We start from the raw sequence: 22877 nt of genomic DNA, 5'->3' as shown, positions 1-22877 counted from the left end.
CCTCTTCGCCTGTAAATCGATAGGAGAAGCCTGATGTTCCGATGGGGTGTTTTGTCGACGGCCAAGATCGGCCGCGAGCAATTGTTGCCGGCAATCGTCGAGGCCGAGAATGGCGTTTTGTCCGCGATCGCCAGCCGCGACCTGTCGAAGGCCGAGGCCCTGGGCGAGCGGTTCGGCGCCAGGCATGCCTTTGGTTCGTATGAGGAGCTGCTCGCTTCGAAAGACGTCGACGGCGTCTACATCCCGCTGCCGACCTCGCAGCATGTCGAATGGACGGCCAAGGCCATCGAAGCGGGAAAACATGTGCTGGTGGAGAAGCCGCTGGCGCTCGACGCCAAGGACATCGCGCCGCTGATCAAGCTGCGCGACAGCAAGAAGGTGCTGGTCTGCGAGGCCTTCATGGTCATCTACCACCCGCAATGGATCAAGGTGCGCGATCTCATCGCCGATGGCGCCATCGGCCGGCTGCGCCATGTGCAGGGCGCCTTCTCCTATTACAATGTCGATCCCACCAACATGCGCAACCAGCTCGATCTCGGCGGCGGCGCGCTGCCTGATATCGGCGTCTATCCGACGGTGTCGACGCGGTTTTCGAGCGGCAAGGAGCCGCTGCGCGTGCAGGCGACGATCGAGCGCGACAAGAAATTCGGCACCGACATCTATTCCTCGATCCGCGCCGATTTCGGCGATTTCGAACTGTCCTTCTATCTGTCGACGCAGATGGCGGCGCGGCAGGTGATGGTGTTCCACGGCGAGAAGGGTTTCATCGAGGTGTTCTCGCCGTTCAATGCCGGGCTCTACGACCATCACCGCATCGAATTGCACAACCAGAACCACACCGAGGCGCAGGTGTTCCGCTTTCCCGGCACGCAACAGTACCGGCGCGAGGTCGAGACGTTTGCCAGGGCGGCACAGGGCGGCAAGGAGCGTATCTTCACGCTGGAGGAGTCCGTACTCAACCAGAAGGTCATCGACGCCATCTTCCGCGCCGGTGCCAAGGAAGGCTGGGAGGCCGTCTGATACACCAATCTTAGCCGGTAATTTCATGGGAGAAGGGCGTCCGCATTGTGCATGCGGACGCTCCTTTCCTATTGGACTGACGATCTCACGCGCCTCTGAGCGTCAGGTGCAAGGTCTCGGCGAAGCGATCGGGATAGGGCGCAAAGCCCATATGGTCGCCGGGGAAGGCGGCGCGCTTGCTGCCGAGCCTGTCGGCCAGCGCCTTGCCCATGCCGTCGATCGGCTGGCCGATGGACTCTTCGCCGATGCCGACCACGACCGGGCGGCCGCGCAGCGCCTCGATATCAGGACGGTAGAGCGACAGCGGCATGACGCCATGCGCCAGCCAGTATTCGAAATTGCCGCTGACCCTGGCAAAGGTCTCGGCCTCCTCGGGCGACGGTTCGAACGAAGGCGGTCCGTCCTGCGGCCCGGCTTCATCCTGACCCGGCCCTTCCGACAGGCTGTTCTCGCTGAAGAATTTCTGCATCGCCGCCTCGACACCCTGGCTGCGATAGGTGTCGTGCAGGTCGCGCATGCCGGCCAGTGACGGCGACGGGTCGTCGAGCAGCATCATGCTGGGCGGCTCATGCGCCACCAGTGCACGAACCCGGCCGGGATGGCGGGCGGCGAGGTTGAGCCCGATCTGGGCGCCGCCGCTGGTGCCGAACACATAGGCCGGTCCGGCGCCAAGCGCCTCGATCAATCGCGCGGCATCGTCGCCATGGACATCGAGGTCCTGCTCTTGCGGCTCTCCGTCGAAGGTGCTGCGCGAATTGCCGCGCGGATCATAGGCGACCACCGTGTAGCGGTCGGCGAGGTAGCCCGCGACATCGGCGAAGACGCCGGCGTCCTGCGGTCCGCCGGGGATTATCAACAGTACGGGGCCGGAACCGCGCATCTCATAATAGAGGCTGGCGCCCGGTACTTTCAGCGTCGACGTTTGGGGGGTCATGTCCATCTCTCCTGTTGTTCTCATGTCAAAGTTCGGCTTTGCGCCGGGTCCGATCATTTGCCGGCGACAACCATGCGGTTGCCCTCGCTGTCGCGGAATTCGGCGACCGTGCGGCCCGGCTGCCAAGGCGCTTCCTGCGGCTCGGTGATGATTTCGACGCCGCGCGCCTTCAGGCCCGCGACCGTTGCCTCGACATCGCCATCAACGAGCACCAACACGGGCTCAGTGCCCGGCGTGTCATCGGGGCGTTTGACGAAATGCAAATTGGTGACGGCGCCGGGAAATGTCAGCTCGATCCAGCGCCAGCCGCTGTCGCCCATCAGCTGGTCCTCCGCCACCTGGCAAGCAAGATGGCCGGTGTAGAAGGCCTTGGCGCGGTCCTGGTCGAACACCGGCAATTCGGCAAACTGGATGTGCATGATGGATCTCTCCTGCTCCTCGATGGCTGCCGCGCAACCGTCCACGGGAAAGACGATCCGGATGATCGAAAAGATTCGCCGGGCGACGAATCTTTTCGAGGTCGCGAAACGTCTTCTCCGTGCAGAGTTGAAAAAACAGGAGACGACAATGGGCTACAATCTCATCCGCTACGGCGTGAAGGACGAAAGCATCGCCGAGAACCGTATGCTGGTTGCACAGGTGTTCGAGGCACTCGACGACACGAAGCCGCAATCCGTGCGCTACCTCGTCCTGGAACTGGAGAATGGCGAGTTCATCCATCTTGTCAGCCAGGATGGCGACGGCCTGACGGGGCTCACAGCCTTCAAGGCCTTCAGCGCCGATCATGCCGGACGCCGCTCGACGCCGCTTGCCAGATCGCCGGCAAAGATCGTCGGCAATTATCGTATGCTGGCCGGCGAGGTCGTGCCGGCTTGAATGCAAAGACCGGCATTTTGGGAACGGACAGGATGAACACAGCAAAACTCGACCGCGTTGCCCTGGAGGCGATGCTCGGCTCCTTGCGACCGAAGCTGCACCGCTACTGCGCCCGCATGGCCGGCTCGGTGATCGATGGCGAGGACATCGTCCAGGAGACACTGATCAAGGCACTGCAGGCCATCGACGGCGACGCCGCGGTCGAGCGTCCGGAGCAATGGCTGTTCCGCATAGCCCACAATGCCGCGCAGGATCATCTGCGCCGGCGCCAGCGGGAGCAGGCGCGCATGAGCGAGACCGACATGACGACGATCGAAGACCCCTCCGCCAGCGCCGATGCGAGGCTCGCCACCGCCGCCAGCCTGCGAAGCTTCATGCAGCTGGCAACAGTGCAGCGCAGCGCCGTGATCCTTGTCGACGTGCTTGGCCTCAGCCTGCACGAAACCTGCGAAGTGTCCGGCGCGACCCTGGCTGCGACCAAGGCAGCGCTCCATCGCGGGCGGTCGCAGCTGCGCCTGCTGGCGTCACAGGACGAGCAGGCGCCTGCCCCAAAGCTCGACGCCGACGACGAGCGGCGCCTGCGCCGCTATGTCGACCTGTTCAACGCGCGCGACTTCGACGCCGTGCGCGCGTTGATCACCGAGGACATCCAGCTTGAAGTCGTCAATCGCACCCGCATGCGCGGCAAGGCGCAGGTTTCCAACTATTTCGGCAATTACGACCGTGTCCAGGATTGGGCGCTGTCGCTCGGCTTCGTCGACGGCAGGCCGGCCATCCTGATCCGCAGCCCGCAAGCGGGAGATGACGCCGTGCGCGGCTTCATGCTGGTCGACTGGCAGGATGGAAAGGTCAGCCATATCCGCGATTTCCGCTACGCGCCCTATTGCCTTGCCGATGCGGACATCCGCTTCATCGACGAGTAAGCATCGGCCAGAGAGCGCGGGCTTCGCGCCTCAGGCGAAGCTTTGCAAATTGGCGTCCTGCAGCTTGGAGCCGGCGAGCAAGGCCTCGAGCACCTGCTTCTTGAGCGACAGGCACTGCGAGCGGGCAAGCTTTGCGATGGCCGAGACTTCGGCCAGCTCGCAGGCAAGCACCAACTCCTTCTGCTGGCCGATGATCGCTTGCGTGAAGTCGCGCGATTTGAAGCCGAGATGGAGGACACGCTCCGACTGGTCGAGCGTTTGGTCGAGCAGGCGAACCAGCCGCAGATTGCCGGAGAGTTCAGCCAGGGCCAGGCGAAAGGCGCGGTCGGCCGCTAGAAAGGCGACATGGCTGCGCAGCGTCTCCGGCTTCAGCACCTTCTGCGCCGCCAGCCTGATGTCGTCGAGCCCGCGTTCGGTGAGGTTTGCCGCGGCCACCCGGAACACTTCCGGTTCGATCAGGCTGCGGAGGTCGAAGATCTCGTTGACGTCGCGCAGGCTAAGCGGTGCGATGACATAGCCGCGGCGCGGCTCGCTCTTGATCAGCCCTTCCTGCGTCAGGCGGGCCAAAGCCGAGCGGATCGTCGCCTTCCTGATCTGGTAGCGGTCGCCGATCTGCTTTTCGGTCAGGCTTTCGCCGGGTTGCAGGACGCAGGCGACGATGTCGCTCTTCAGCTGCTCATAAGCTTCCTCGCTGCGCAATATGTCGGCGGTCGACGGCGCCTTGACGGCGGACGGTGACACTGATTTCGGAAGAGCCATATCTGCCTGCCCGTTTGGTCTGCCCGCGTGGTCTGCCCGCGTAGTCTGCTTGCCCGTTTCGACCATCCGGTTGACGGGTCTGCCGGCATTCGCTAGCCTGAGCATCTCAGTTGTATTGGTTGAGCTTCCCAATGGAGATGACGACAAATGCCTCTTGCCGCCAACTCGCCTCTTTACGCCGTAACCGCCGATATCGTCAACGCAGCCAAAGGTGCTCATGCCTTCGAACGGGTCAAGGCGGTGCTGCGCGAACACACCGATCGCTTCCATGCATCAGGCGTGCTCGCGCATGAGGAAGACGACGATGAGGTGCTGCTGCATGCCAGCCCTGACTTGACCATCTACCACATCACGCTTTCGCCCGGCCTGCAGTACCCGCCGCACAACCATCTGATGGATGCGCTGATCGGCATCTACAAGGGCAGCGAGACCAACTTCATCTATCCCGTCGACGGCAGCGAGATCGATGCGCCGGAACGCCACGACGTCGCGGCGCCCGCGGTGGTGCACATGACCCCTGATACTGTGCACGCGGTGGCCAACACCGGCATCGCCCGCTCAGGCGCGCTGCATGTCTATCTCGGCAATCTGACCGAGACCCACCGCCACATGTGGAGCCCGGGCAGCACCCACGCCGAGCCGTTTGACAATGAGCGGTATCTGGCTGGAGCGAGGCCTATTGGGCCCTGATCCGGGAAAGGCGGAAGAAAAGTGAGCGTGCTGCGCGGCGGCGTGAATGAGCATTCAGCGTCGCTGCGCCCAGATAACGGTCGCCGCGTACTCTCCCGTTTCAAGAACATCGCAGCGCGTTTATAGCGCAGTCAGGCTGACGACTGGGGTAATAAATGAAGAAGCCCGGAATAGGCGGCGTCCAGTTCTCCAGCACTCGGATGAGGCGGTGCTCGGCAACGTGTTCCGCGACCTGCTCTTCATATGCGAGCCCAAGACCGGCTAGCGGATCGCAGGAAATCGCAGATTCGGCAGAAATGGCGCGCCCGAAGAGATTCGAACTCCTGACCCCCAGATTCGTAGTCTGGTGCTCTATCCAGCTGAGCTACGGGCGCGCAACAGGCCATGCTTTACATAGCCCCGCTAACCGATCCTGACGACCGGCCGCGACAAGACGTGTTCCCTAGCGACTGAATTTCCGAAAAGCAAGCCAATCCGGCAAAAGTTTTGTCGCAGCTGCTTTCGACGGTGCCGATCAAGGTGTGCTGAGATTCAGCTAAGTCCGACTTCGGCTGAATATCAAATACAGCTCAGGCCGGGCGGCGCAGGCCGCTGCGGGCCTGGTCGAGGCGGACCGGCTGGTCGGGGATGGTGACGGCGAAGGTGGTGCGTCCGCCGATCGATTCGACCAGCTCCACCGTGCCGCCATGGGCGCGGATCAGTTCATGCGCGATGGCCAGGCCAAGGCCGGTGCCGCCGCTGCGGGCCGAGCCGCGAAACGCCGCGAACAGGTTTTCTCGCGCCTTCGCCGGCAGGCCGGGACCGGTGTCGGTGACAATGATGCGGCTTACGCTGCCTATGCGCTCGGCCGATACGGCGAGCCGGCGCACCAGCGCGCTCTCGGCGTCGGCCGCCATCGCCTGGACCGCGTTGCGACACAGATTGGTGAGCACGCGAAACAGCTGGTCGGAATCGGCATCGACCTCGAAGGCGAGCTCGACGGCATTGACGAATTCGATGCCGTCCTCGATGTCGAGCAGGCCGTGGACGTCGTCGACCAGCTGGCGCAGCCGCAAGCGGCGGCGTGAGGGCGCCGGCTCCTGCGTGCGGCCATAGTGGAGCACGCCTTCGGAATAGGAGACGGCGCGGTCGAGCGCGCGCAACAGCTTTGGCGCGAAGGCCTGCACGGTCGGGTCCTTGACCAGGCGCAGGCGGTCCGACATCAGCTGCGCCGAGGCCAGGATGTTGCGCATGTCGTGGTTGATCTTGGAGACGGCGAGGCCAAGGTCGGCAAGGTGCTTCTGCTCCGACAGCATCTTTTGCAGCCGTTCCTGCATCTGCGACAGTTCGCGCTCGGCAACGCCGATCTCGTCGGCGCGGGCGGCCGGGTGGATGATGCGCCCTGGATCGTCGGGCGCCTCGGAGAAGGACAGCATCGAGCGCGTCATGGTGCGGATCGGGCCGATCATGATCAGGTCGATCGCGGCATAGACCAGCATTGCGGTGAACAGCGAGATCAGCAGCGAGACGAAGGCGACGTTGCGCGAATAGCGCAGCATGGCGTTGCGCAGGGAATAGTCGGGCATGATCAGCTCGAATTCCTTGTCGCTGTCGCCGACCGGGCCGAACACCCGCAGCATGCGCTTGCCGCCGAAGAACAGCGTATCCAGCGCCCCGGTCATGCCCTTGATCATGCCGACATTGGCGATGTCGATATGCTCGTCGACCTGCGGCGGCATCTCGGCCACCACCAGCAGGCGCGATACGCCGCCGTCGCGCACCGCGATCGCCTTGGCGCCGATTGCCATCAGCACGTCGTTCTGGGCGGCGCGGGAGAGCGAATTGGGCTCGCCCTGCACCAGCACGATCGACACCGCGGCAGCGGTGCTTAGCCGCTCCTTCAGCCAGGCCAGGCGGTAGCTGGCGATCCAGGGCAGGAAAATGAGGACTTCGGCCAGGAGCACGAAGACAATGGTGAGCAAGAGCAGCTTGGTCGACAGGCCGCGCGCCAAGGGCACTGAACGATTGGGCACCGAACGGCTCGCAACCGGGCGAACGGTCGCCGGGCTGGCATCGGCTGTCGCCGGGCCGCTCCCTTCATCCGCTGATGCAACTTCGCTCATTAAGGCCTGTATTCACAAACGCTTGATCGGTTGAGATTAGGCGATTGCGGCTTTTTTGCCAATTTCATCCTTCGTTGGACGATGGTACCAGCAATAAAGATAGCCTCGAACTGGGTGTTCGCGCCGCGACGAACGGGGTGTCGCGTCGTGACGAACTGGCAGTTCGCACTGCGACGAACTGGCGTTCGCGCTGCGACGAACTCATAGTTCGCGCTGGATTGACTCCCAAAACCCTTCTTTCTATAAGCCGCTCACGCTCGGGCCATTCGTCCCGGCGCGGTTTCGATCGCGCCAATGCCGGCCCGGCAAAGCTCCTGTTACACAGTGACAGAATCAAGAAGGGCCGCACCCCGCGGTATTAAAACAAATGAAGCGTACCTACCAACCGTCCAAACTCGTCCGCAAACGCCGGCACGGTTTCCGTGCTCGCATGGCCACCAAGGGTGGTCGCGGCGTCGTCGCAGCTCGCCGCAACCGCGGCCGCAAGCGGCTCAGCGCCTGAACGGAAGACGAGATCGTTGCCCGCAACCGGCAAGCCAGTGGGACCAAACCCCAAGCGGCTTCTGAAACGTGCGGAATTCCTGGCCGTCCGCCGCGGTGAAAAGCGGCGCGGGCGGCTTTTTCTCGTCGAAGTTCTCGACCGCAATGACGGCCTGCCGCCGCGCGTCGGCTTCACCGTCACCAAGAAGGTCGGCAATGCGGTTGTCCGCAACCGCGTCAGGCGGCGGCTGAAAGAAGCCGTGCGCACCCATGCCGCAAGTGACATGGCGCCCGGCAATGACTATGTCATCGTCGGGCGTGAAGACGTGCTCACCATTCCGTTCGGCCAGTTGAAGGCCGAACTCTCCCGCCGTCTCAGCGGAACACGATAGGCCAAGGGCTTTCGATGGAAAACAACCGGAACTTCTACATCACCATCGTCTTGTCGGTGCTGATCCTCGGGCTGTGGCAATATTTCTATGTGCTGCCGCGCAGCGAACAGCAGCGCGAGGCGGCCCGCATCGAAGAGCAGCGGGCGGCGGAGCAGAAGAAGGCGGCCGAGGCCGCCAACCCCGGCGGCACGCCGGCGCCCGCAGCGCCCGGCGCCATTCCAAACGCGCCCGGCACCTATGTCACGACGCCGGAAGGCCGCGCGCAGGAAGTGGCCAAGACGGCCCGCGTCAACATCGACACGCCGAGTCTGTCGGGCTCGATCAACCTCACCGGCGCCCGCCTCGACGACCTAAAGCTCAAGCACTACACCGAGACGGTCGACAAGACATCGCCGCAGATCCAGCTGCTCAATCCGCAGGCGCTGCCCACCGGCTATTATGCCGAGATCGGCTTTGTCGGCAGCGACACGACCGGCACGGTGCCGGGCCCGGAAACGGTCTGGAGCGTCGACGGCAATGCGACGCTGACGCCGGCGACGCCAGTGACGCTGACCTTCACCAACGACAAGGGCCTGACCTTCAAGCGCACGATCTCCGTCGACGGCGACTACATGTTCACCGTTTCCGATGCGGTGCAGAATTCAGGCTCGACCCCCGTCACGCTGTCCAATTACGGCCGCGTCATCCGTTTCGACAAGCCGGCCGTCGCCAGCTCCTATGTGCTGCATGAAGGCCTGATCGGCGTCACGGGAACCGAAGGCCTGCAGGAGCACAAATACGCCGACATCGAGAAGAACAAGCTCTATACGCCGAGCAAATCGACCGATGGCTGGCTTGGCATCACCGACAAATATTGGGCGGTTACCCTGGTGCCGACCGAGAAGCAGCCGTTCCAGCCGCACTATGCCTATTACGACAATGGCCGCCCGCGCTACCAGTCGGACTTCCTCACCGACCCGATCACCATTGCCGCCGGGCAGTCGGCGACGGTCGAGACCGAGATCTTCGCCGGCGCCAAGGAAGTCAACAAGATCAACGCCTACGCCCAGGACCGCCAGATCAGGCTGTTCGACCGGCTGATCGATTGGGGATGGTTCATCTGGATCACCAAGCCGATGTTCTACCTGATCGACACGCTGTACAAATTCTTCGGCAATTTCGGTCTGGCCATCCTTGCCACCACCGTCGTCGTCAAAACCCTCTTCTTCCCGCTCGCCAACAAATCCTATGCGTCGATGGCGAACATGAAGAAGGTGCAGCCCAAGATGCTCGAGATCCGCGAGAAATACGCGGACGACAAGATGAAGCAGCAACAGGCGATGATGGAGCTGTACAAGACCGAGAAGATCAATCCGCTCGCCGGCTGCTGGCCGGTGGCGCTGCAGATCCCGGTGTTCTTCTCGCTCTACAAAGTGCTCTACATCACCATCGAGATGCGGCACGCGCCGTTCTTCGGCTGGGTCCAGGATCTGGCCGCGCCCGATCCGACCTCGGTCTTCAACCTGTTCGGCCTGCTGCCCTTCGCGCCACCGGCCTTCCTGCCGCATATGGGCGCCTGGGCGGTGGTGATGGGCATCACCATGTTCCTGCAGATGCGCATGAACCCGACCCCGCCGGATCCGACGCAGGCGCAGATCTTTACCTGGATGCCGGTGATCTTCACCTTCATGATGGGCAGCTTCCCGGCCGGCCTCGTCATCTACTGGGCCTGGAACAACACGCTGTCGATCCTGCAGCAGGGCGTGATCATGAAGCGCCAGGGCGCCAAGATCGAATTGTGGGACAATCTGACGGCATTGTTCCGAAAGAAACCCTCGCCGGCTGAATAGAAGGTGCTATTCCGGCAATCAAAGCCCCCGCTCGTCCGGGGTTTTTTTGCACGAGGGGCGCATCACGTTCCCGTGAGGCGCGAAACTTGCGGCGTGCAACCGGCGTGGCTGCTGCTTGTACCGCCAAGGCCGGTCAACACCGATCAGCTCTAATCCGAAGACCGCTGTTTTTGATCCGTGACCCCGTCATGTCCACCGCGGGGATGCGGCGCGTGGAATGGGCATTCGCCTTTAAGAGTTTGTTATCATTATCATTTTTTACTCTGCACCGAAACTTTCCCGCAATTGCCGCGTAACTCTTCCCGACAATCGAATCAACAATTGTCGCACCAGAAGGGTTCTCCAATGGCAAAGTCCATCCTCAAGGCATTATGCTTTTCCGCCGGCCTGGCTCTATCGGGCCTTGCAGCGACGACGGCCTATACGCTCGCCAATCCCGCCGTTGGCGGCGCTGCGATGCTGACCTCCAAGAACATCGTCGAGAACGCCCTCAACTCGCCGATCCACAAGACGCTGGTTGCCGCCGTCAAGGCCGCCGGCCTGGTCGACACGCTGGAAAGCGCGGGACCTTTCACGGTGTTTGCGCCGACCGATTCCGCCTTCAAGAAACTGCCGGCCGGCACCGTCGCCACGCTGGTGAAGCCCGAAAACAAGGACAAGCTGACCAAGATCCTGACCGCCCATGTCGTGGCCGGCAAGATCTCGGCCAAGGATATGATGACCAAGGCCAAGGCGATGGGTGGCAAGTATGAAATGAAGACCGTCAGCGGCGACACGCTGATCGCCGAGGTCAAGGGCGGCTCGCTCTACATCGTCGACGAGTCCGGCGGCGCCGCCAAGGTGACGGTCGCCGACGTCAACCAGTCGAACGGCGTCATCCACGTCGTCAACAAGGTGCTGTTGCCGAAGTAACGGCTTTACGCAACCGGGAATGACGGCGGGCTGCGATGGGCTTTCTCGGTCTGCCTTCCCCACCTCACGAGGAGGTGCCATTCTTTTGAAGCCGCCTTCGACACCACCGGGGTCCTGCTTGTCCTTCGCAGGGCCCCGTTTTTTTGGGTTTCAGGGCGCCTTAGCCGACGGCGGCGGTCGACCTGATCGTGATCTGCCGCGGCACGAACTGAACATCGAAGCCCAGCAGGGCTCGCTCATCGGGCGATTGGTGCTATAGGGCGGATCACGCCATCTAGAATGGCGGCTTTAATTTGCGCCACTCTCGACGGATCTCGCCATGGACGGACCCAACCCAGACATCAAACACCCGATCCCGATGCACACCCGCGTCGGCTTCCTCAAGCCCCTGGTCACCGCACCGAATATCGAGATCGGCGAGTTCACCTACTATGACGATCCTGACGGACCGGACAAATTCGCCGAGCGATGCGTGCTGCATCATTATCCCTTCATCGGCGACAAGCTGATCATCGGCAAGTTCTGCGCCATCGCGGAGGGCGCGCGCTTCATCATGAACGGCGCCAACCATGCCATGTCCGGCTTTTCCACCTATCCGTTCAACATTTTCGGTCATGGCTGGGAGCAAGGCTTCGACCCGAAGACGTGGTCACAGGAACTGCGCGGCGACACGGTGGTCGGCAATGATGTATGGATCGGCATGGATGCGGTGATCATGCCCGGCGTGTCGGTCGGCAATGGCGCCATCGTGGCGGCGAAATCGGTGGTGACGCATGACGTGCCGGCCTATGCGATCGTCGCCGGCAATGCAGCAAAGGTGGTGAAGATGCGTTTCGACGACAGGACGGTGCGGCGGTTGCTGGCTGTGGCGTGGTGGAATTGGCCGGTGGACAAGATCGGCCGCAACCTCAACGCCATCCGGGGCGCCGATATTTCCAGGCTGGAGGCAGCAATTTGAACGCGCTGGGCAACACCGTCATCGGCACCGACCTGTTCACCAAGGGGTGGATCTTCATCCGCGGCGTGCCGGCGATGAAGTTCCTGCCGCCGGAGGGGCCGCCTGAGATCGCCTTTGCCGGCCGCTCCAATGTCGGCAAGTCGTCGCTGATCAATGCGCTCGTCGGCCATAACGGGCTGGCGCGCACCTCCAACACGCCGGGGCGCACGCAGGAGCTCAACTATTTCGTGCCGGGCGGGTTTTCCGGCGAAGGCACCGACCTGCCGCCAATGGCGCTGGTCGACATGCCGGGCTACGGCTATGCCAGCGCGCCGAAGGAAAAGGTGGACGATTGGACCAAGCTGGTCTTCGACTATCTCAAGGGCCGCGTGACGCTGAAGCGGGTCTATGTGCTGATCGATTCCCGCCATGGCATCAAAGCCAAGGACGACGAAGTGCTGTCGCTGCTCGACAAGGCGGCGGTGTCCTACCAGATCGTGCTGACCAAGACCGACAAGATCAAGGCCGCCGGCGTGCCGCAGCTGATCGAAGAGACATTACTGAAGATCAAGAAGCGGCCGGCGGCGTTTCCGTTCGTGCTCGCCACGTCGTCGGAAAAGGGCGAGGGTCTGGACGAACTGCGCGCGGCTATCGTGCTGGCGGCCAATGGCGGTTAAAAGCAACTCCGGGAAAAGTGTGAAGCGGTTTTCCGTCCGGAGTTGCGAAAAAAGACCTTTGGCTAACTAGGCCTTTGCCTTGGACTTCGCCTCGAGCGCGATCATCTGATGGCTTTCTTCCTCGGCAAGCTTTTCGGTGCCGTAGGACTTCAGGAACAGGCTGACGCCCGACCGCACGATGTGGTCGATTTCATCCTGGCTCGGCGCCGTGGTGCGGTAGGCGAAGATGCACTGGCGAAACAGGCCGGCGAGGCACAGTTCGGTGAATTGATAGGCGGCAAGATCGACATCATCGATCTTGAGCAGGCCGCGTTCGATGGCTGCATTGAGGAACTTGACCACCTTGTCGTGGCCGCGTTTGGGGCCACGTTCGTAAAACCGCGCGCCCATGTCCGGTATCCTGTCGGAGGCGCCGATCACGGTGCGTTGCGCCTGGATGACCTTGGCCGAGGTGATCTTCATCGACAGCACCTTGCCGAATTTCACCAGCGTCTGGCGCAGATCGTCGGCGCGGTCGAGCATGTCGTACATGTTCTTGAAGATGGTGCCGCGCTCTTCCTCGATCAGCGCCTCGAACAGCTCTTCCTTGTTGGCGAAGTAGACATAGATCGTGCCCTTGGAGACGCCGGCCTCGCGGGTAATGTCGTTCATCGACGCCGCTTCGAAGCCCTTGTCGATGAACACGCGCCGCGCGCCCTCAATGATCTGGCTGCGCTTGACCGGATCCTGGCCCGCCGCCGGGCGGCCGCGACGCGCACTATCCAGCACATCGCACCGATCATTTTCGACGTCGGGTAACGTGTCGGCCATTAAAGTCACACCTCGCGAAATAATTCGAACCGAGCGGTTCGATTGCTCTTGATATGGGCCTGCTTTAGCGCTATGTCAACGTTCGCATCGAACCGAACGGTTCAGTATAACACATTTTCCTTATGTAGCTACGGTAGCGAGATATCATGTCCTCGAACACGCCAACCACCGCCGAAGTCCGCCCCTTTCCCAACGCCAAGGTCTCGCCGGCTATCGAAGCGCCGGAAGCGCCCATCAAGCCTGCCGCCGAAGTTTTGGCCGAGGTGCCGGCCAAGAAGAAGCGGGAGGCTCGCTCGTTCATGCTGCCGATCATCGGCCTCGCTCTGCTCAGCGCCGGCGCCTGGTATGGCTATAATTACTGGACGGACGGCCGGTTCCTGATCTCGACCGACGACGCCTATGTCCAGGCCGACATGTCGTTCGTCTCGCCGAAGATTTCCGGCTATGTCGATCAAGTCAAGGTCTCGGAGAACCAGCAGGTCAAGGCTGGCGATCCGCTGCTGACGATCGACGACGGCGACTACAGAATAGCCGTTGCCCAGGCGGAGGCGCAGATCGCCACGCTGGCCAAGACGCTCGACCGTATCGACGCGCAGACGAAGGCGGCGCAAGCTTCGCTGCAACAGGCGCAGGCGCAGAAGGTCGCCGACCAGGCGGCAGCCGACAACGCCGCTCGCGCCCAGCAGCGCGCCGCGCAACTGGTCAAGACGCATGTCGGCACACAGGCGCAACTGGACGATGCCCAGACCGCTCTCGACCAGGCCAATGCAGCCCTCGTCGGCGCCGACGCGCAGATTGCAGCCGCACAGGCCAATATCGGCGTGTTCGAAGCGCAGCGCGCCGAATCGGCCAGCACGCTGGCTTCGCTGCGGCTGAACCGCGACAAGGCCGCGCGCGATCTGTCCTTCACCGTGCTCAAGGCGCCTTATGACGGCGTCGTCGGCAACCGCTCGGTCGAGCAGGGCGACCTCGTCAGCCCCGGCCAGAAGCTCGCCGTCGTGGTGCCGCTGGACAAGCTCTACATCGTTGCCAACTTCAAGGAGACGCAGCTGGCCAAGCTGGTGCCCGGCGAGAAGGTGCGGGTCTCGGTCGACGCCACGGACGGCCATGATTTCGAAGGCACGGTGTCGTCGCTGGCGCCGGCTTCGGGTGCGGTGTTCTCGCTGCTGCCGCCGGAAAATGCCACCGGCAACTTCACCAAGGTGGTGCAGCGCATCCCGGTTCGCATCGACGTGCCGGCCGATGTGCTGAAGGCAGGCAGGCTGCGCGCCGGCCTGAGCGTCGTCGTCGCCGTCGACAGCCGCACGGCTCCGGCTACGACGAACTGAGCGAAAGCCGGGAGCAACGCCATGGCAACCGCAACCATAACTGCAGGAGCGGGGCCGGCGCCTGCCATGCCGGCGGTACCGACGACCATCTCGACGCGCCGCCTCATCGCCTTCCTGGCGATGGTGTTCGGCATGTTCATGGCGATCCTCGACATCCAGATCGTCTCAGCCTCGCTGGCGGAGATCCAGGCCGGCCTCAGCGCCAGTTCCGACGAAATCCCATGGGTGCAGACCGCCTATCTGATCGCCGAAGTGGTGATGATCCCGCTGTCGGGCTTCCTCAGCCGGATGCTGTCGACGCGCGTGCTGTTTGCAGGCGCCGCGGCCGGCTTCACGGCGGCCAGCGCGCTGGCCGCGACCGCCACCAACATCGACCAGATGATCGTCTACCGCGCCATCCAGGGCTTTATCGGCGGCGGCATGATCCCGAGCGTTTTCGCCGCCGCCTTCACCATCTTCCCGCCGTCGCGCCGCGCCATGGTGTCGCCGATGATCGGCCTGGTGGCGACGCTGGCGCCGACCATCGGCCCGACCGTCGGCGGCTATATCAGCCATGCCATGTCGTGGCACTGGCTGTTCCTCATCAATGTCATTCCAGGCATTCTGGTGACGGTCACGACCTGGACCCTGATCGATTTTGACAAGCCCAATCTCGGCCTGTTCAGCAAGTTCGACTGGTGGGGCCTTGCCGGCATGGCGGCGTTTCTCGGCTGCATGGAATATGTGCTCGAGGAAGGTCCGAACCATGACTGGCTGCAGGAACAGGCCGTGTTCATGTGCGCCATCATCATGGTTGTCGGTGCGGCGCTGTTCTTCTGGCGTGCCTTCACCGCCGAGGAGCCGATCGTCGATCTCAGGGCCTTCACCAACGTCAATTTCGCCTTCGGTTCGCTGTTCTCCTTCGTCATCGGCATCGGCCTGTACGGTCTGACCTATCTCTACCCGGTGTTCCTCGGACGCATCCGCGGCTACGATTCCTTGATGATCGGCGAAGCCCTGTTCGTCAGCGGCCTGGCGATGTTCGTCACTGCGCCGATTTCCGGCATCCTGTCGAGCAAGATGGATTTGCGCATCATGATGATGATCGGGCTGTTCGGTTTCGCTGCCGGCACATGGTGGATGACGCATCTGACCGCCGACTGGGATTTCTGGGAATTGCTGATCCCGCAGATCCTGCGCGGCAGCTCGATGATGCTGTGCATGGTGCCGATCAACAACATTGCGCTCGGCACCTTGCCGCCGGACCGGCTGAAGAACGCGTCGGGCCTGTTCAACCTGACCCGCAACCTCGGCGGTGCGGTCGGCCTTGCCGTCATCAACACCGTGCTGATCGATCGCAGCGCCTTCCACTACGCCAGGCTGGCCGAGCATGTGGAATGGGGCAGTGCGGCGGCGCAGACCAAGCTGCAGAACATGACGCTCGACTTCCAGCAGACTCCCGGCCTCGACGCCACCAAGGCGGCGATCTCCAAACTGTCGGGCATGGTCCAGCAGCAGGCGTCGCTGCTGTCGTTCATGGACGTGTTCACCATGCTGACCGTGCTGTTCGCGACCATGGCGGTCTTCACCCTGGTCATCGCCAAGCCGGCGCCGCCCGCGGGCAGCGGTGGCGGAGGCCATTGAGCGCGCCGGATCCCCCGCCTGGCGCCCTCATGTGTGACCCCGGAAATCACCCCCGATTTCCGGGGTCACGCTTAAGCATCGATCGTTGTCAAGCTCCTTGGTCGAGGCGGCCCAAACCATTTGGTCAGCGAGTCGGTTAGCCCGGCTGCTTCAGGGCCGCCGACCCAGGCCACATAACCGTCAGGCCGGACCAGCACTGCGCGTGGGGCTTCGACTGCCCCCAGCACCGGAAGCTCCCACGCGCCATCGTAGCTGGCGTCGACCAGCTGAATCCGCTCCACCCACTGGCCGATACCAAAAGCGCCGGGCTCACCAAGATTAAGCAGCAGCGGCCGAGCGTCGTGCAGCAGGGCGAAAACCGGCAGCGGACCGGCAGCGGTGACGAGGTCGAGATCCGGCATGCGACGCCCCAGCAGCGGATGCCCCTCGCCAATATCGTAGTGGATGTCCAGGCCGGACAACAGGCCGGCAAAACGCTTGCGCGGCTCTTCCATGCCGAGAAGTTCCGACACTGTATCGCGCAGCGCCTTGGTGCGCTCGTCTTCGCGACGGAGCACGACCGACGCCATGGTGTTTTTCATCACACGCGCGGCAATCGGGTGGCGCTCTGCCTGGTAGCTGTCGAGCAGGCTTTCGGGCGCAGTTTTCCTGACCACTTGGGCGAGCTTCCAGCCCAGATTGACCGCGTCCTGCACGCCGGTCTGCAGCCCCTGTCCACCGTCCGGTGGATGCACATGCGCGGCGTCGCCGGCGAGCAGCACCCGCCCCTTGCGGTATGAGGCTGCCTGCCGGGTCATGTCGGTGAAGCGGGCCAGCGATGTTGGATTGTGGACGCCGTAATCGGTGCCGTAGACGGCAATGAGCGCCTCGCTGAGCTCATGCAATGTGGGCACGCCGCCGGCCCCGACCTCGCGTTCGGTCACCAGCACCCGCACCGTACCGTCTTCCAGTCTGCTGAGGCCGTGAATTCCGATGGCATCGCGGTGGATACCCCATTGCGGCTCTTCCGTTACCTCGATCTCGGCGATCAAATTGCTGGTTGTCGGCTCGGAACCGGGGAACTCGATGCCCGCCGCCTTGCGCACGAGGCTTCTGCCGCCGTCGCAGCCGACGAGATAATCGGCACGAAGCGACCCGCCATCGCTCAGCGCGACATCGACGCCGCCGCCATCCTGCACCAAGCCTGTCACCTCGCGGCCACGGTAGAACGTGACGCCAAGCTCCTCGACCCAGCAGGCAAGGATGCGCTCTATGTGCTTTTGCCACAGCGCCAGCCCGTAATTGTGGCGGGTGGGGAAGTCGCTGATATCAAGCGAAACGCCGGCGAAGCCTGCGACCTGTGCGGTCTGGCCTTGCGACAGGAACCGATCGGCAATGCCGCGCTGGTCGAAGATCTCGATGGTGCGCGAATGCAGGCCGCCCGAGCGCGCGCCCGCGAGGTCTTGGTTCTCGCGCCGCTCGACGATGGCGACATCGATGCCGGCCAGGGAAAGCTCGCCGGCCAGCATCAACCCGGTCGGGCCGCCGCCGGCGATCACCACGGAATGGGATATTCGCGGCCGGTCCGCATCAACACCGTCGGTCGATTTGGAGGTCGATTTGGGCTCGCCGTCGCGAGCCCGTGCTTCAGTTAGTTGCATAGGTTCTGGCCCTCTCGTTAAGGGCTGCGGAATCTACGCATAAAAAGCCGTCTGCCAATTCTTGAAGTTGACTGTTTTCGCCCCATTTCAAGAGATAGGAGGCGGTCGTCACGCCGGCGCCAAATCCCCAATCCCGCCAAAAGACGCCGAACGGTCAGGCAGTGGCCGGCTTGAAGCTGAGCGCCACGCCGTTGATGCAATGGCGCAGGCCGGTGGGTGCGGGACCGTCATCGAAGACATGGCCGAGATGACCGCCGCAGCGGCGGCAATGAACCTCGGTGCGGGTCATGCCCAGCGAACGGTCCTCGGTCTTGCCGACGGCGTTGGCAATCTCCTGCCAGAAGCTCGGCCAGCCGGTGCCGGACTCGAACTTGGTGTCTGAGGGGTAGACCGGCAGGTCGCAACCGGCGCAGGCGAAAATGCCCTTGCGATGCTCGTTCAGCAGCGGGCTGGTGCCGGGATACTCGGTGCCTTCCTTGCGCAGCACGTTGAAGGCTTCGTCGGACAGGATGGCGTGCCATTCGGCGTCGGTCTTGGTGACCTCGAAGGTTTCGGCAGCCTTAGCGGGCCCGCCCATGCGCAACGTTGCCGCCGCGCCGGCCACGGCAACGATGGCGGCGCCGCTCAAAAGCAAATCTCGACGGTTCATGACAGAAATCCTCCTGCGGGTTGTTTTGCCAGATTTGGCCGCCACTGGAAAATCAAAAGCCGGTGACGGTTGTCCTGCAAACGAACGCTCCACACCGGCTCCGCGCTTGTTGCGGACGGGATGGAGCGCTCGGTCGTTGCTCGGCCCACGGGGGCGGGGCCGCGCAATCTGCAGGAGCTTACCGCCTGTTCGTCGGCGGCAGGGGCTTTGTTACATCTTCGGCAGCAGGACCTTGTCGATGACGTGGATGACGCCGTTCGACTGCTCGACATCGGCGATCGTGACATTGGCGACATTGCCGTTCTCGTCGGCTACGGTGACCTTGCCGCCATCGGCCTTGAGCGACAGCTCGCAGCCGCCGACCGTCTTGACCTTGTGGGTGCCGCCATCGGCCTTGGCCATCGAGGCGACATCGGCGCCCATCGCCTTGGCGCCGATGACATGGCAGGTCAGGATCTTGGTGAGCTTGTCCTTGTTCTCGGGCTTGAGCAGCGACTCGACCGTGCCAGCCGGAAGCGCGGCGAAGGCCTCATTGGTCGGCGCGAACACGGTGAACGGGCCGGCGCCCTGCAGTGTCTCGACCAGGCCGGCAGCCTTGACGGCGGCGACCAGTGTCGTGTGATCCTTCGAATTGACGGCGTTCTCAACGATGTTCTTGTTGGCGTACATGGCGGCGCCGCCAACCATCGGATTCTCGGCATAGGCGATTGTGGCGAGGGCGGAGACGGCAATGGTACCGGCGAGCAAAAGGGTGGCGATTCTACGCATAGTGTTCGAACTCCTCAGGGTTGTTGTTTCCTCTTTCGGGAACATGAGGAGATACGTAATAGAACTGCCTGAGTTTCCGCGCGCCGGGAAAAATTTATCCTTTATCTTGTCGGCGAATTATCTCCGGAGATCGAATCTCTAATCTCCAGCAGCGTATCCAAAACGAAAACAGCGGAAGATGTACTTCCGCTGCCTTCATTGTCACGTCATGATCTTACGATTTATCAGATGCCCTTCAGGTCGCCCGCGGCAACGACCGGTCCGGTCGGCTGTCCGGTCGTCGAACCGCCCGTCGGCTCGACGCTGACGGCAAGCACGGCGCCTTGCGCCAGCTTCTGCTGCACTGCCGGGGTAACCGGAATGTGCGTGACCTGGCCGGCGGGAATGACACCCATCGAGACCGGAGCATTCTTGCCTTCGATCATCCACAGTTCGAAGTCCTTGCCGGGGGCGCGTTCGCCCGAAACCAGCGACAGGCCGACATCGCGGCGGGATGCGTCGTAGACGACGAGGTATTTGACATCGCTGCCTTCGGCGGCCAGCGAGGCGACGAGGCGCTCCTGTGGCACGACGACCGGCGACCTGACGTAGGGCACGGCGACATAGAGTACCAGGGCCGCGAGAGCCGCTGCGGTGAGGCCGCGCCAGAAGGCAAGGCTGGACCAGAGACTGCCGCTCGGCGCCGTCATCGACGCCGCGGTGGAGGAGAACAGCCGGCGATCGATAGCCGGCTTGACCGTGGCCGGCGGCTCTACCTCAGCATAAGCGGCAGCGATCGGCGAGAGGTTCACTTCCCAGGAATCGACGAGACGGGCAAAGCCGGTCTCCGCGTCGATGCGTCCGGAGGCTATCTGGCGCTCATCCGCCGGCAGCACGCCGAGAACGTATTCGGCTGCGAGCAGGTCGTCGCCTCCACGTTCCGGTCCATTTTCTTCTGCCAGGGTCATCTTTCCAGACATTCTCTAAGTTTCAACAGGCTGCGGCGCAGCCATGTCCGCATCGTGTTGAGCGGAACCTTATGACGTTCCGCGAGCTCGGCGTAACTTTCGCCGTTCAAATACGCACCCCGAACGGCTTGCGCCCGGTCTTGTTCCAACTCTTCAAGGCACTGATAGATGCGCTCGGATTCACCGCCCGCAACAACCATAGCCTCTGGCCCGGGACCGGGGTCAGCCACGTCGAGCGCGGCATCGATATCGGCAGCAGGCTTGCGTCGCGAGCGGATGCGATCAATCGCATGATTGCGTGCTATGGCCACCAGCCAGGAGATTGGGCTGAGATCAGAAACAGCGAAACGATCCGCCTTCGTCCACACTTTGACGAAGACCTCTTGCAGCGCTTCTTCCGCATCTCCGCGATCCTTCAATACACGAAGGCACACGCCGAAAAGTTTCGCACTGGTTTGCCGGTAAAGCAGATCGAACGCAGTCCGATCCTTCATCGAGGTCCGGACAATCAGGGTGGAGATATCCTGCGGCGTCATACGGACAAGCTAAGCGATCACAATTTATTTGCAAAGGCAGAAATCTTGTTGTCCACGCAAACGATGTCCGCGCCCGATCGCCAGTAATCGCCGGTCGGTGCCAAGGAAATCGGCTGTCGTTAGCCTCCCGCAGAAAGGGGAACAGCAATGTCGGCCGAACAGATGCTGTGGGAGAACGATGCAACCGACTTGGCAGGCTGTGCACAGAGGCGAGATCTCGCCGCCAGACCTTGTCGATGCTGCGATCGCGCGCGCCGAGGCAACCCGATCATTGCGCATCCGCCGCTTGCCTGAGGCGCCATGGACCCGAAGGGGGCCGACGAGCTCATCGAAAACCTGCTCGACAAATTGCATTTGACCCGTCTCTTGGAGATCAGATCCTTGTTTGGGCAATTGATGGACAAGAGCCTGTGGTTCACCCACCGGCCGGCGATGCAGAAGGCCTGCCGCTCGGCATCCAGGGCGTCGGCCGCCCCGGCGACGAGCAGACGTTTTTGTCGCTCGCCGCGCAGATGGAGAAGGTTTCCGGGTGGCTGACGCGGCGGGCGCCGCTCAAGGTGCCGGCCTGATCCGGCAGATCTCATCATCGTGATAGCAAAGCTGTTTGCGGCCTGGGCCAATTCCCGCTAAGACGCCGCCGTCCTTACCCGCATCCAGGGAACCATGCCGATGACGGAGATCACCGCCACCGCCGAAATGCAGGCCGCCCTGCTCTCGCGGGCCCTGCCCTATATGCAGCGCTACGAGCACAAGACGGTGGTGGTGAAATATGGCGGTCATGCCATGGGCGATATCGAGCTCGGCAAGGCTTTCGCCCGTGACATCGCGCTGCTGAAGCAGTCCGGCGTCAACCCGATCGTCGTCCATGGCGGCGGGCCGCAGATCGGCGCCATGCTGGCCAAGATGGGCATCGAATCCAAGTTCGAAGGCGGACTGCGCGTCACGGATCAGAAGACGGTCGAAATCGTCGAGATGGTGCTGGCCGGTTCGATCAACAAGGAGATCGTCGCGCTGATCAACGCCGAGGGCGAATGGGCGATCGGCCTGTGCGGCAAGGACGGCAACATGGTGTTCGCCGAAAAGGCGCGCAAGACCATGATCGACCCGGATTCCAACATCGAGCGTGTGCTCGATCTCGGTTTCGTCGGCGAACCGGTCGAAGTCGACCGCACCCTGCTCGACCTGCTGGCGCGCTCCGAAATGATCCCGGTGCTGGCGCCGGTGGCGCCCGGCCGCGATGGCCATACCTACAACATCAATGCCGACACCTTCGCCGGCGCCATCGCCGGCGCCTGCCAGGCGACGCGCCTTTTGTTCCTGACCGACGTGCCCGGCGTGCTCGACAAGAACAAGAAGCTGATCGACGAGCTGACGGTGGCCGAGGCCAAGGCGCTGATCAAGGACGGCACGGTGTCGGGCGGCATGATCCCCAAAGTCGAGACCTGCATCGAGGCGATCGAGCGCGGCGTCGAAGGCGTCGTCATCCTCAACGGCAAGACGCCGCATGCGGTGCTTCTGGAACTGTTCACCGAACACGGCGCCGGCACGCTGATCGTGCCCTGAGGTGCAACTTGCTTGGCGGCCAGTCGATCGGCTGGCCAGCCGTTAGGCAGGCTGGGGCAGGCGCGCGATGGCCTTTATCTCGAAGTCGAAGCCGGCTAACCAGTTGACGCCGACCGCCGTCCAATTGGTGTAGGGCGGTTCACCGAACACCTTCAGCCGAACGGCATCGATCACGGGCCATTGCGCTGCCGGATCGGTGTGGAAGGTGGTCACGTCGACTATATCGTCGAACGTGGCGCCCGCTGCTTTCAGTACTGCCGCGAGATTATCGAAGGCAAGCTGGACCTGCTTTTCGAAGACAGGTTCGGGCGACCCGTCCTCGCGGCTGCCGACCTGGCCCGAGACAAACAAAAGATCGCCCGATCGGATTGCAGCAGAATAGCGATTGATCTCGTAGAGAGCCTGCCTGCCGGCAGGAAAGATCGCGTCACGTTTGGTCATTTTCACTCCATTGTCCGGGGCACTCACATACGTCCCGTATG

At 62.8% G+C, this 22877-nt stretch carries 25 protein-coding genes, 1 tRNA gene and 1 pseudogene; 14 read left to right on the top strand and 13 right to left on the bottom strand.

Annotated features, from left to right (window positions below):
- Window positions 1-33: 33 nt before the first annotated feature.
- Entirely contained in the window at window positions 34-1020 is a 987-nt protein-coding gene (locus NKH54_RS21470; protein ID WP_023819907.1) for a Gfo/Idh/MocA family protein, read from the top strand.
- Window positions 1021-1105: 85 nt separating this feature from the next.
- Here the strand turns inward: NKH54_RS21470 and NKH54_RS21465 are convergent, their stop codons facing one another.
- Window positions 1106-1954: an alpha/beta fold hydrolase gene (locus NKH54_RS21465; protein ID WP_353028832.1), complete on the bottom strand. Its 849-nt coding sequence runs from the start codon at window positions 1952-1954 to the stop codon at window positions 1106-1108.
- A 53-nt stretch (window positions 1955-2007) separates the two neighbouring features.
- Window positions 2008-2373: a VOC family protein gene (locus tag NKH54_RS21460; RefSeq protein ID WP_023687448.1), complete on the bottom strand. Its 366-nt coding sequence runs from the start codon at window positions 2371-2373 to the stop codon at window positions 2008-2010.
- A 148-nt stretch (window positions 2374-2521) separates the two neighbouring features.
- Between NKH54_RS21460 and NKH54_RS21455 the strand changes: the two genes are divergently transcribed.
- Together NKH54_RS21455 and NKH54_RS21450 are read left to right on the top strand one after the other, a co-directional pair.
- Entirely contained in the window at window positions 2522-2830 is a 309-nt protein-coding gene (locus NKH54_RS21455; RefSeq protein ID WP_353028831.1) for a hypothetical protein, read from the top strand.
- Between the two features lie 32 nt (window positions 2831-2862).
- Window positions 2863-3753 carry a sigma-70 family RNA polymerase sigma factor gene (locus NKH54_RS21450; RefSeq protein ID WP_353028830.1) on the top strand — a complete coding sequence of 297 codons (891 nt, stop codon included), beginning with the start codon at window positions 2863-2865 and terminating at the stop codon, window positions 3751-3753.
- Between the two features lie 30 nt (window positions 3754-3783).
- Here NKH54_RS21450 and NKH54_RS21445 read toward each other — a convergent pair whose 3' ends face one another.
- The gene (locus tag NKH54_RS21445; protein WP_023672267.1) at window positions 3784-4512 is read right to left on the bottom strand and encodes a GntR family transcriptional regulator; all 729 of its coding nucleotides are present in this window, start codon (window positions 4510-4512) and stop codon (window positions 3784-3786) included.
- Window positions 4513-4659: 147 nt separating this feature from the next.
- On the opposite strand from NKH54_RS21445, the gene NKH54_RS21440 reads away from it, so the two are divergent.
- Complete coding sequence (locus NKH54_RS21440; protein WP_353028829.1) at window positions 4660-5202, top strand: autotransporter; 543 nt, start codon at window positions 4660-4662, stop codon at window positions 5200-5202.
- Window positions 5203-5302: 100 nt separating this feature from the next.
- On the opposite strand, the pseudogene NKH54_RS21435 reads toward NKH54_RS21440, so the two are convergent.
- The 3 genes and pseudogenes from NKH54_RS21435 to NKH54_RS21425 form a co-directional block, all read right to left on the bottom strand.
- Window positions 5303-5467 (bottom strand): annotated as a pseudogene (locus NKH54_RS21435) (LysR family transcriptional regulator); the annotation flags it as partial.
- A 32-nt stretch (window positions 5468-5499) separates the two neighbouring features.
- Window positions 5500-5576, bottom strand: a tRNA-Arg gene (locus NKH54_RS21430).
- 195 nt (window positions 5577-5771) lie between these two features.
- On the bottom strand, window positions 5772-7304 hold the full coding sequence (locus NKH54_RS21425; protein ID WP_023728827.1) for an ATP-binding protein: 1533 nt from the start codon (window positions 7302-7304) through the stop codon (window positions 5772-5774).
- Between the two features lie 367 nt (window positions 7305-7671).
- Here NKH54_RS21425 and rpmH point away from each other — a divergent pair, with 367 nt between their 5' ends.
- The 6 genes from rpmH (at window position 7672) to yihA (ending at window position 12531) form a co-directional block, all read left to right on the top strand.
- A complete protein-coding gene (rpmH, locus tag NKH54_RS21420; RefSeq protein ID WP_008833937.1) occupies window positions 7672-7806 on the top strand; it encodes a 50S ribosomal protein L34 in 135 nt (44 codons plus the stop codon).
- Between the two features lie 16 nt (window positions 7807-7822).
- On the top strand, window positions 7823-8176 hold the full coding sequence (rnpA, locus tag NKH54_RS21415; RefSeq protein ID WP_023672264.1) for a ribonuclease P protein component: 354 nt from the start codon (window positions 7823-7825) through the stop codon (window positions 8174-8176).
- Window positions 8177-8190: 14 nt separating this feature from the next.
- Window positions 8191-10005, top strand: a complete 1815-nt coding sequence (gene yidC, locus NKH54_RS21410) for a membrane protein insertase YidC (protein WP_023681359.1) — start codon at window positions 8191-8193, stop codon at window positions 10003-10005.
- A 345-nt stretch (window positions 10006-10350) separates the two neighbouring features.
- Window positions 10351-10917: a fasciclin domain-containing protein gene (locus NKH54_RS21405; RefSeq protein WP_353028828.1), complete on the top strand. Its 567-nt coding sequence runs from the start codon at window positions 10351-10353 to the stop codon at window positions 10915-10917.
- A gap of 319 nt (window positions 10918-11236) precedes the next feature.
- On the top strand, window positions 11237-11875 hold the full coding sequence (locus NKH54_RS21400; RefSeq protein ID WP_023701989.1) for a CatB-related O-acetyltransferase: 639 nt from the start codon (window positions 11237-11239) through the stop codon (window positions 11873-11875).
- Window positions 11872-12531: a ribosome biogenesis GTP-binding protein YihA/YsxC gene (gene yihA, locus NKH54_RS21395; RefSeq protein WP_023673242.1), complete on the top strand. Its 660-nt coding sequence runs from the start codon at window positions 11872-11874 to the stop codon at window positions 12529-12531. The genes NKH54_RS21400 and yihA overlap by 4 nt, the downstream gene beginning before the upstream one ends.
- Before the next feature lie 66 nt (window positions 12532-12597).
- Here the strand turns inward: yihA and NKH54_RS21390 are convergent, their stop codons facing one another.
- Window positions 12598-13341: a TetR/AcrR family transcriptional regulator gene (locus NKH54_RS21390; RefSeq protein ID WP_023673241.1), complete on the bottom strand. Its 744-nt coding sequence runs from the start codon at window positions 13339-13341 to the stop codon at window positions 12598-12600.
- A gap of 146 nt (window positions 13342-13487) precedes the next feature.
- Between NKH54_RS21390 and NKH54_RS21385 the strand changes: the two genes are divergently transcribed.
- Together NKH54_RS21385 and NKH54_RS21380 are read left to right on the top strand one after the other, a co-directional pair.
- Window positions 13488-14669, top strand: coding sequence for an HlyD family secretion protein (locus NKH54_RS21385; RefSeq protein ID WP_023714479.1), 1182 nt, complete (start codon window positions 13488-13490; stop codon window positions 14667-14669).
- Window positions 14670-14690: 21 nt separating this feature from the next.
- Window positions 14691-16292, top strand: a complete 1602-nt coding sequence (locus NKH54_RS21380) for a DHA2 family efflux MFS transporter permease subunit (protein ID WP_023714478.1) — start codon at window positions 14691-14693, stop codon at window positions 16290-16292.
- Between the two features lie 71 nt (window positions 16293-16363).
- Here NKH54_RS21380 and NKH54_RS21375 read toward each other — a convergent pair whose 3' ends face one another.
- From NKH54_RS21375 to NKH54_RS21355, 5 genes are all read right to left on the bottom strand, one after another.
- A complete protein-coding gene (locus tag NKH54_RS21375; protein ID WP_353028827.1) occupies window positions 16364-17932 on the bottom strand; it encodes an FAD-dependent monooxygenase in 1569 nt (522 codons plus the stop codon).
- Window positions 17933-18086: 154 nt separating this feature from the next.
- The gene (gene msrB, locus NKH54_RS21370) at window positions 18087-18581 is read right to left on the bottom strand and encodes a peptide-methionine (R)-S-oxide reductase MsrB (protein WP_023687458.1); all 495 of its coding nucleotides are present in this window, start codon (window positions 18579-18581) and stop codon (window positions 18087-18089) included.
- A gap of 210 nt (window positions 18582-18791) precedes the next feature.
- A complete protein-coding gene (locus NKH54_RS21365) occupies window positions 18792-19349 on the bottom strand; it encodes a fasciclin domain-containing protein (protein WP_023687459.1) in 558 nt (185 codons plus the stop codon).
- Between the two features lie 224 nt (window positions 19350-19573).
- Complete coding sequence (locus NKH54_RS21360) at window positions 19574-20296, bottom strand: anti-sigma factor (protein WP_023687460.1); 723 nt, start codon at window positions 20294-20296, stop codon at window positions 19574-19576.
- Window positions 20293-20832, bottom strand: a complete 540-nt coding sequence (locus tag NKH54_RS21355; RefSeq protein ID WP_023673234.1) for a sigma-70 family RNA polymerase sigma factor — start codon at window positions 20830-20832, stop codon at window positions 20293-20295. Before NKH54_RS21355 ends, NKH54_RS21360 begins: the two co-directional genes overlap by 4 nt.
- Before the next feature lie 410 nt (window positions 20833-21242).
- Here NKH54_RS21355 and NKH54_RS21350 point away from each other — a divergent pair, with 410 nt between their 5' ends.
- A complete protein-coding gene (locus tag NKH54_RS21350; RefSeq protein ID WP_353028826.1) occupies window positions 21243-21401 on the top strand; it encodes a hypothetical protein in 159 nt (52 codons plus the stop codon).
- Window positions 21402-21501: 100 nt separating this feature from the next.
- Window positions 21502-22395, top strand: a complete 894-nt coding sequence (gene argB, locus NKH54_RS21345) for an acetylglutamate kinase (RefSeq protein ID WP_013528489.1) — start codon at window positions 21502-21504, stop codon at window positions 22393-22395.
- Between the two features lie 42 nt (window positions 22396-22437).
- Here argB and NKH54_RS21340 read toward each other — a convergent pair whose 3' ends face one another.
- Window positions 22438-22836, bottom strand: coding sequence for a RidA family protein (locus NKH54_RS21340; RefSeq protein ID WP_353028825.1), 399 nt, complete (start codon window positions 22834-22836; stop codon window positions 22438-22440).
- Between the last annotated feature and the right edge of the window lie 41 nt (window positions 22837-22877).

Origin of the sequence: Mesorhizobium sp. M1004 (assembly GCF_040318795.1) — a bacterium.
Lineage (GTDB): Bacteria > Pseudomonadota > Alphaproteobacteria > Rhizobiales > Rhizobiaceae > Mesorhizobium.
This window is presented reverse-complemented; position numbering and strand designations above follow the sequence as displayed.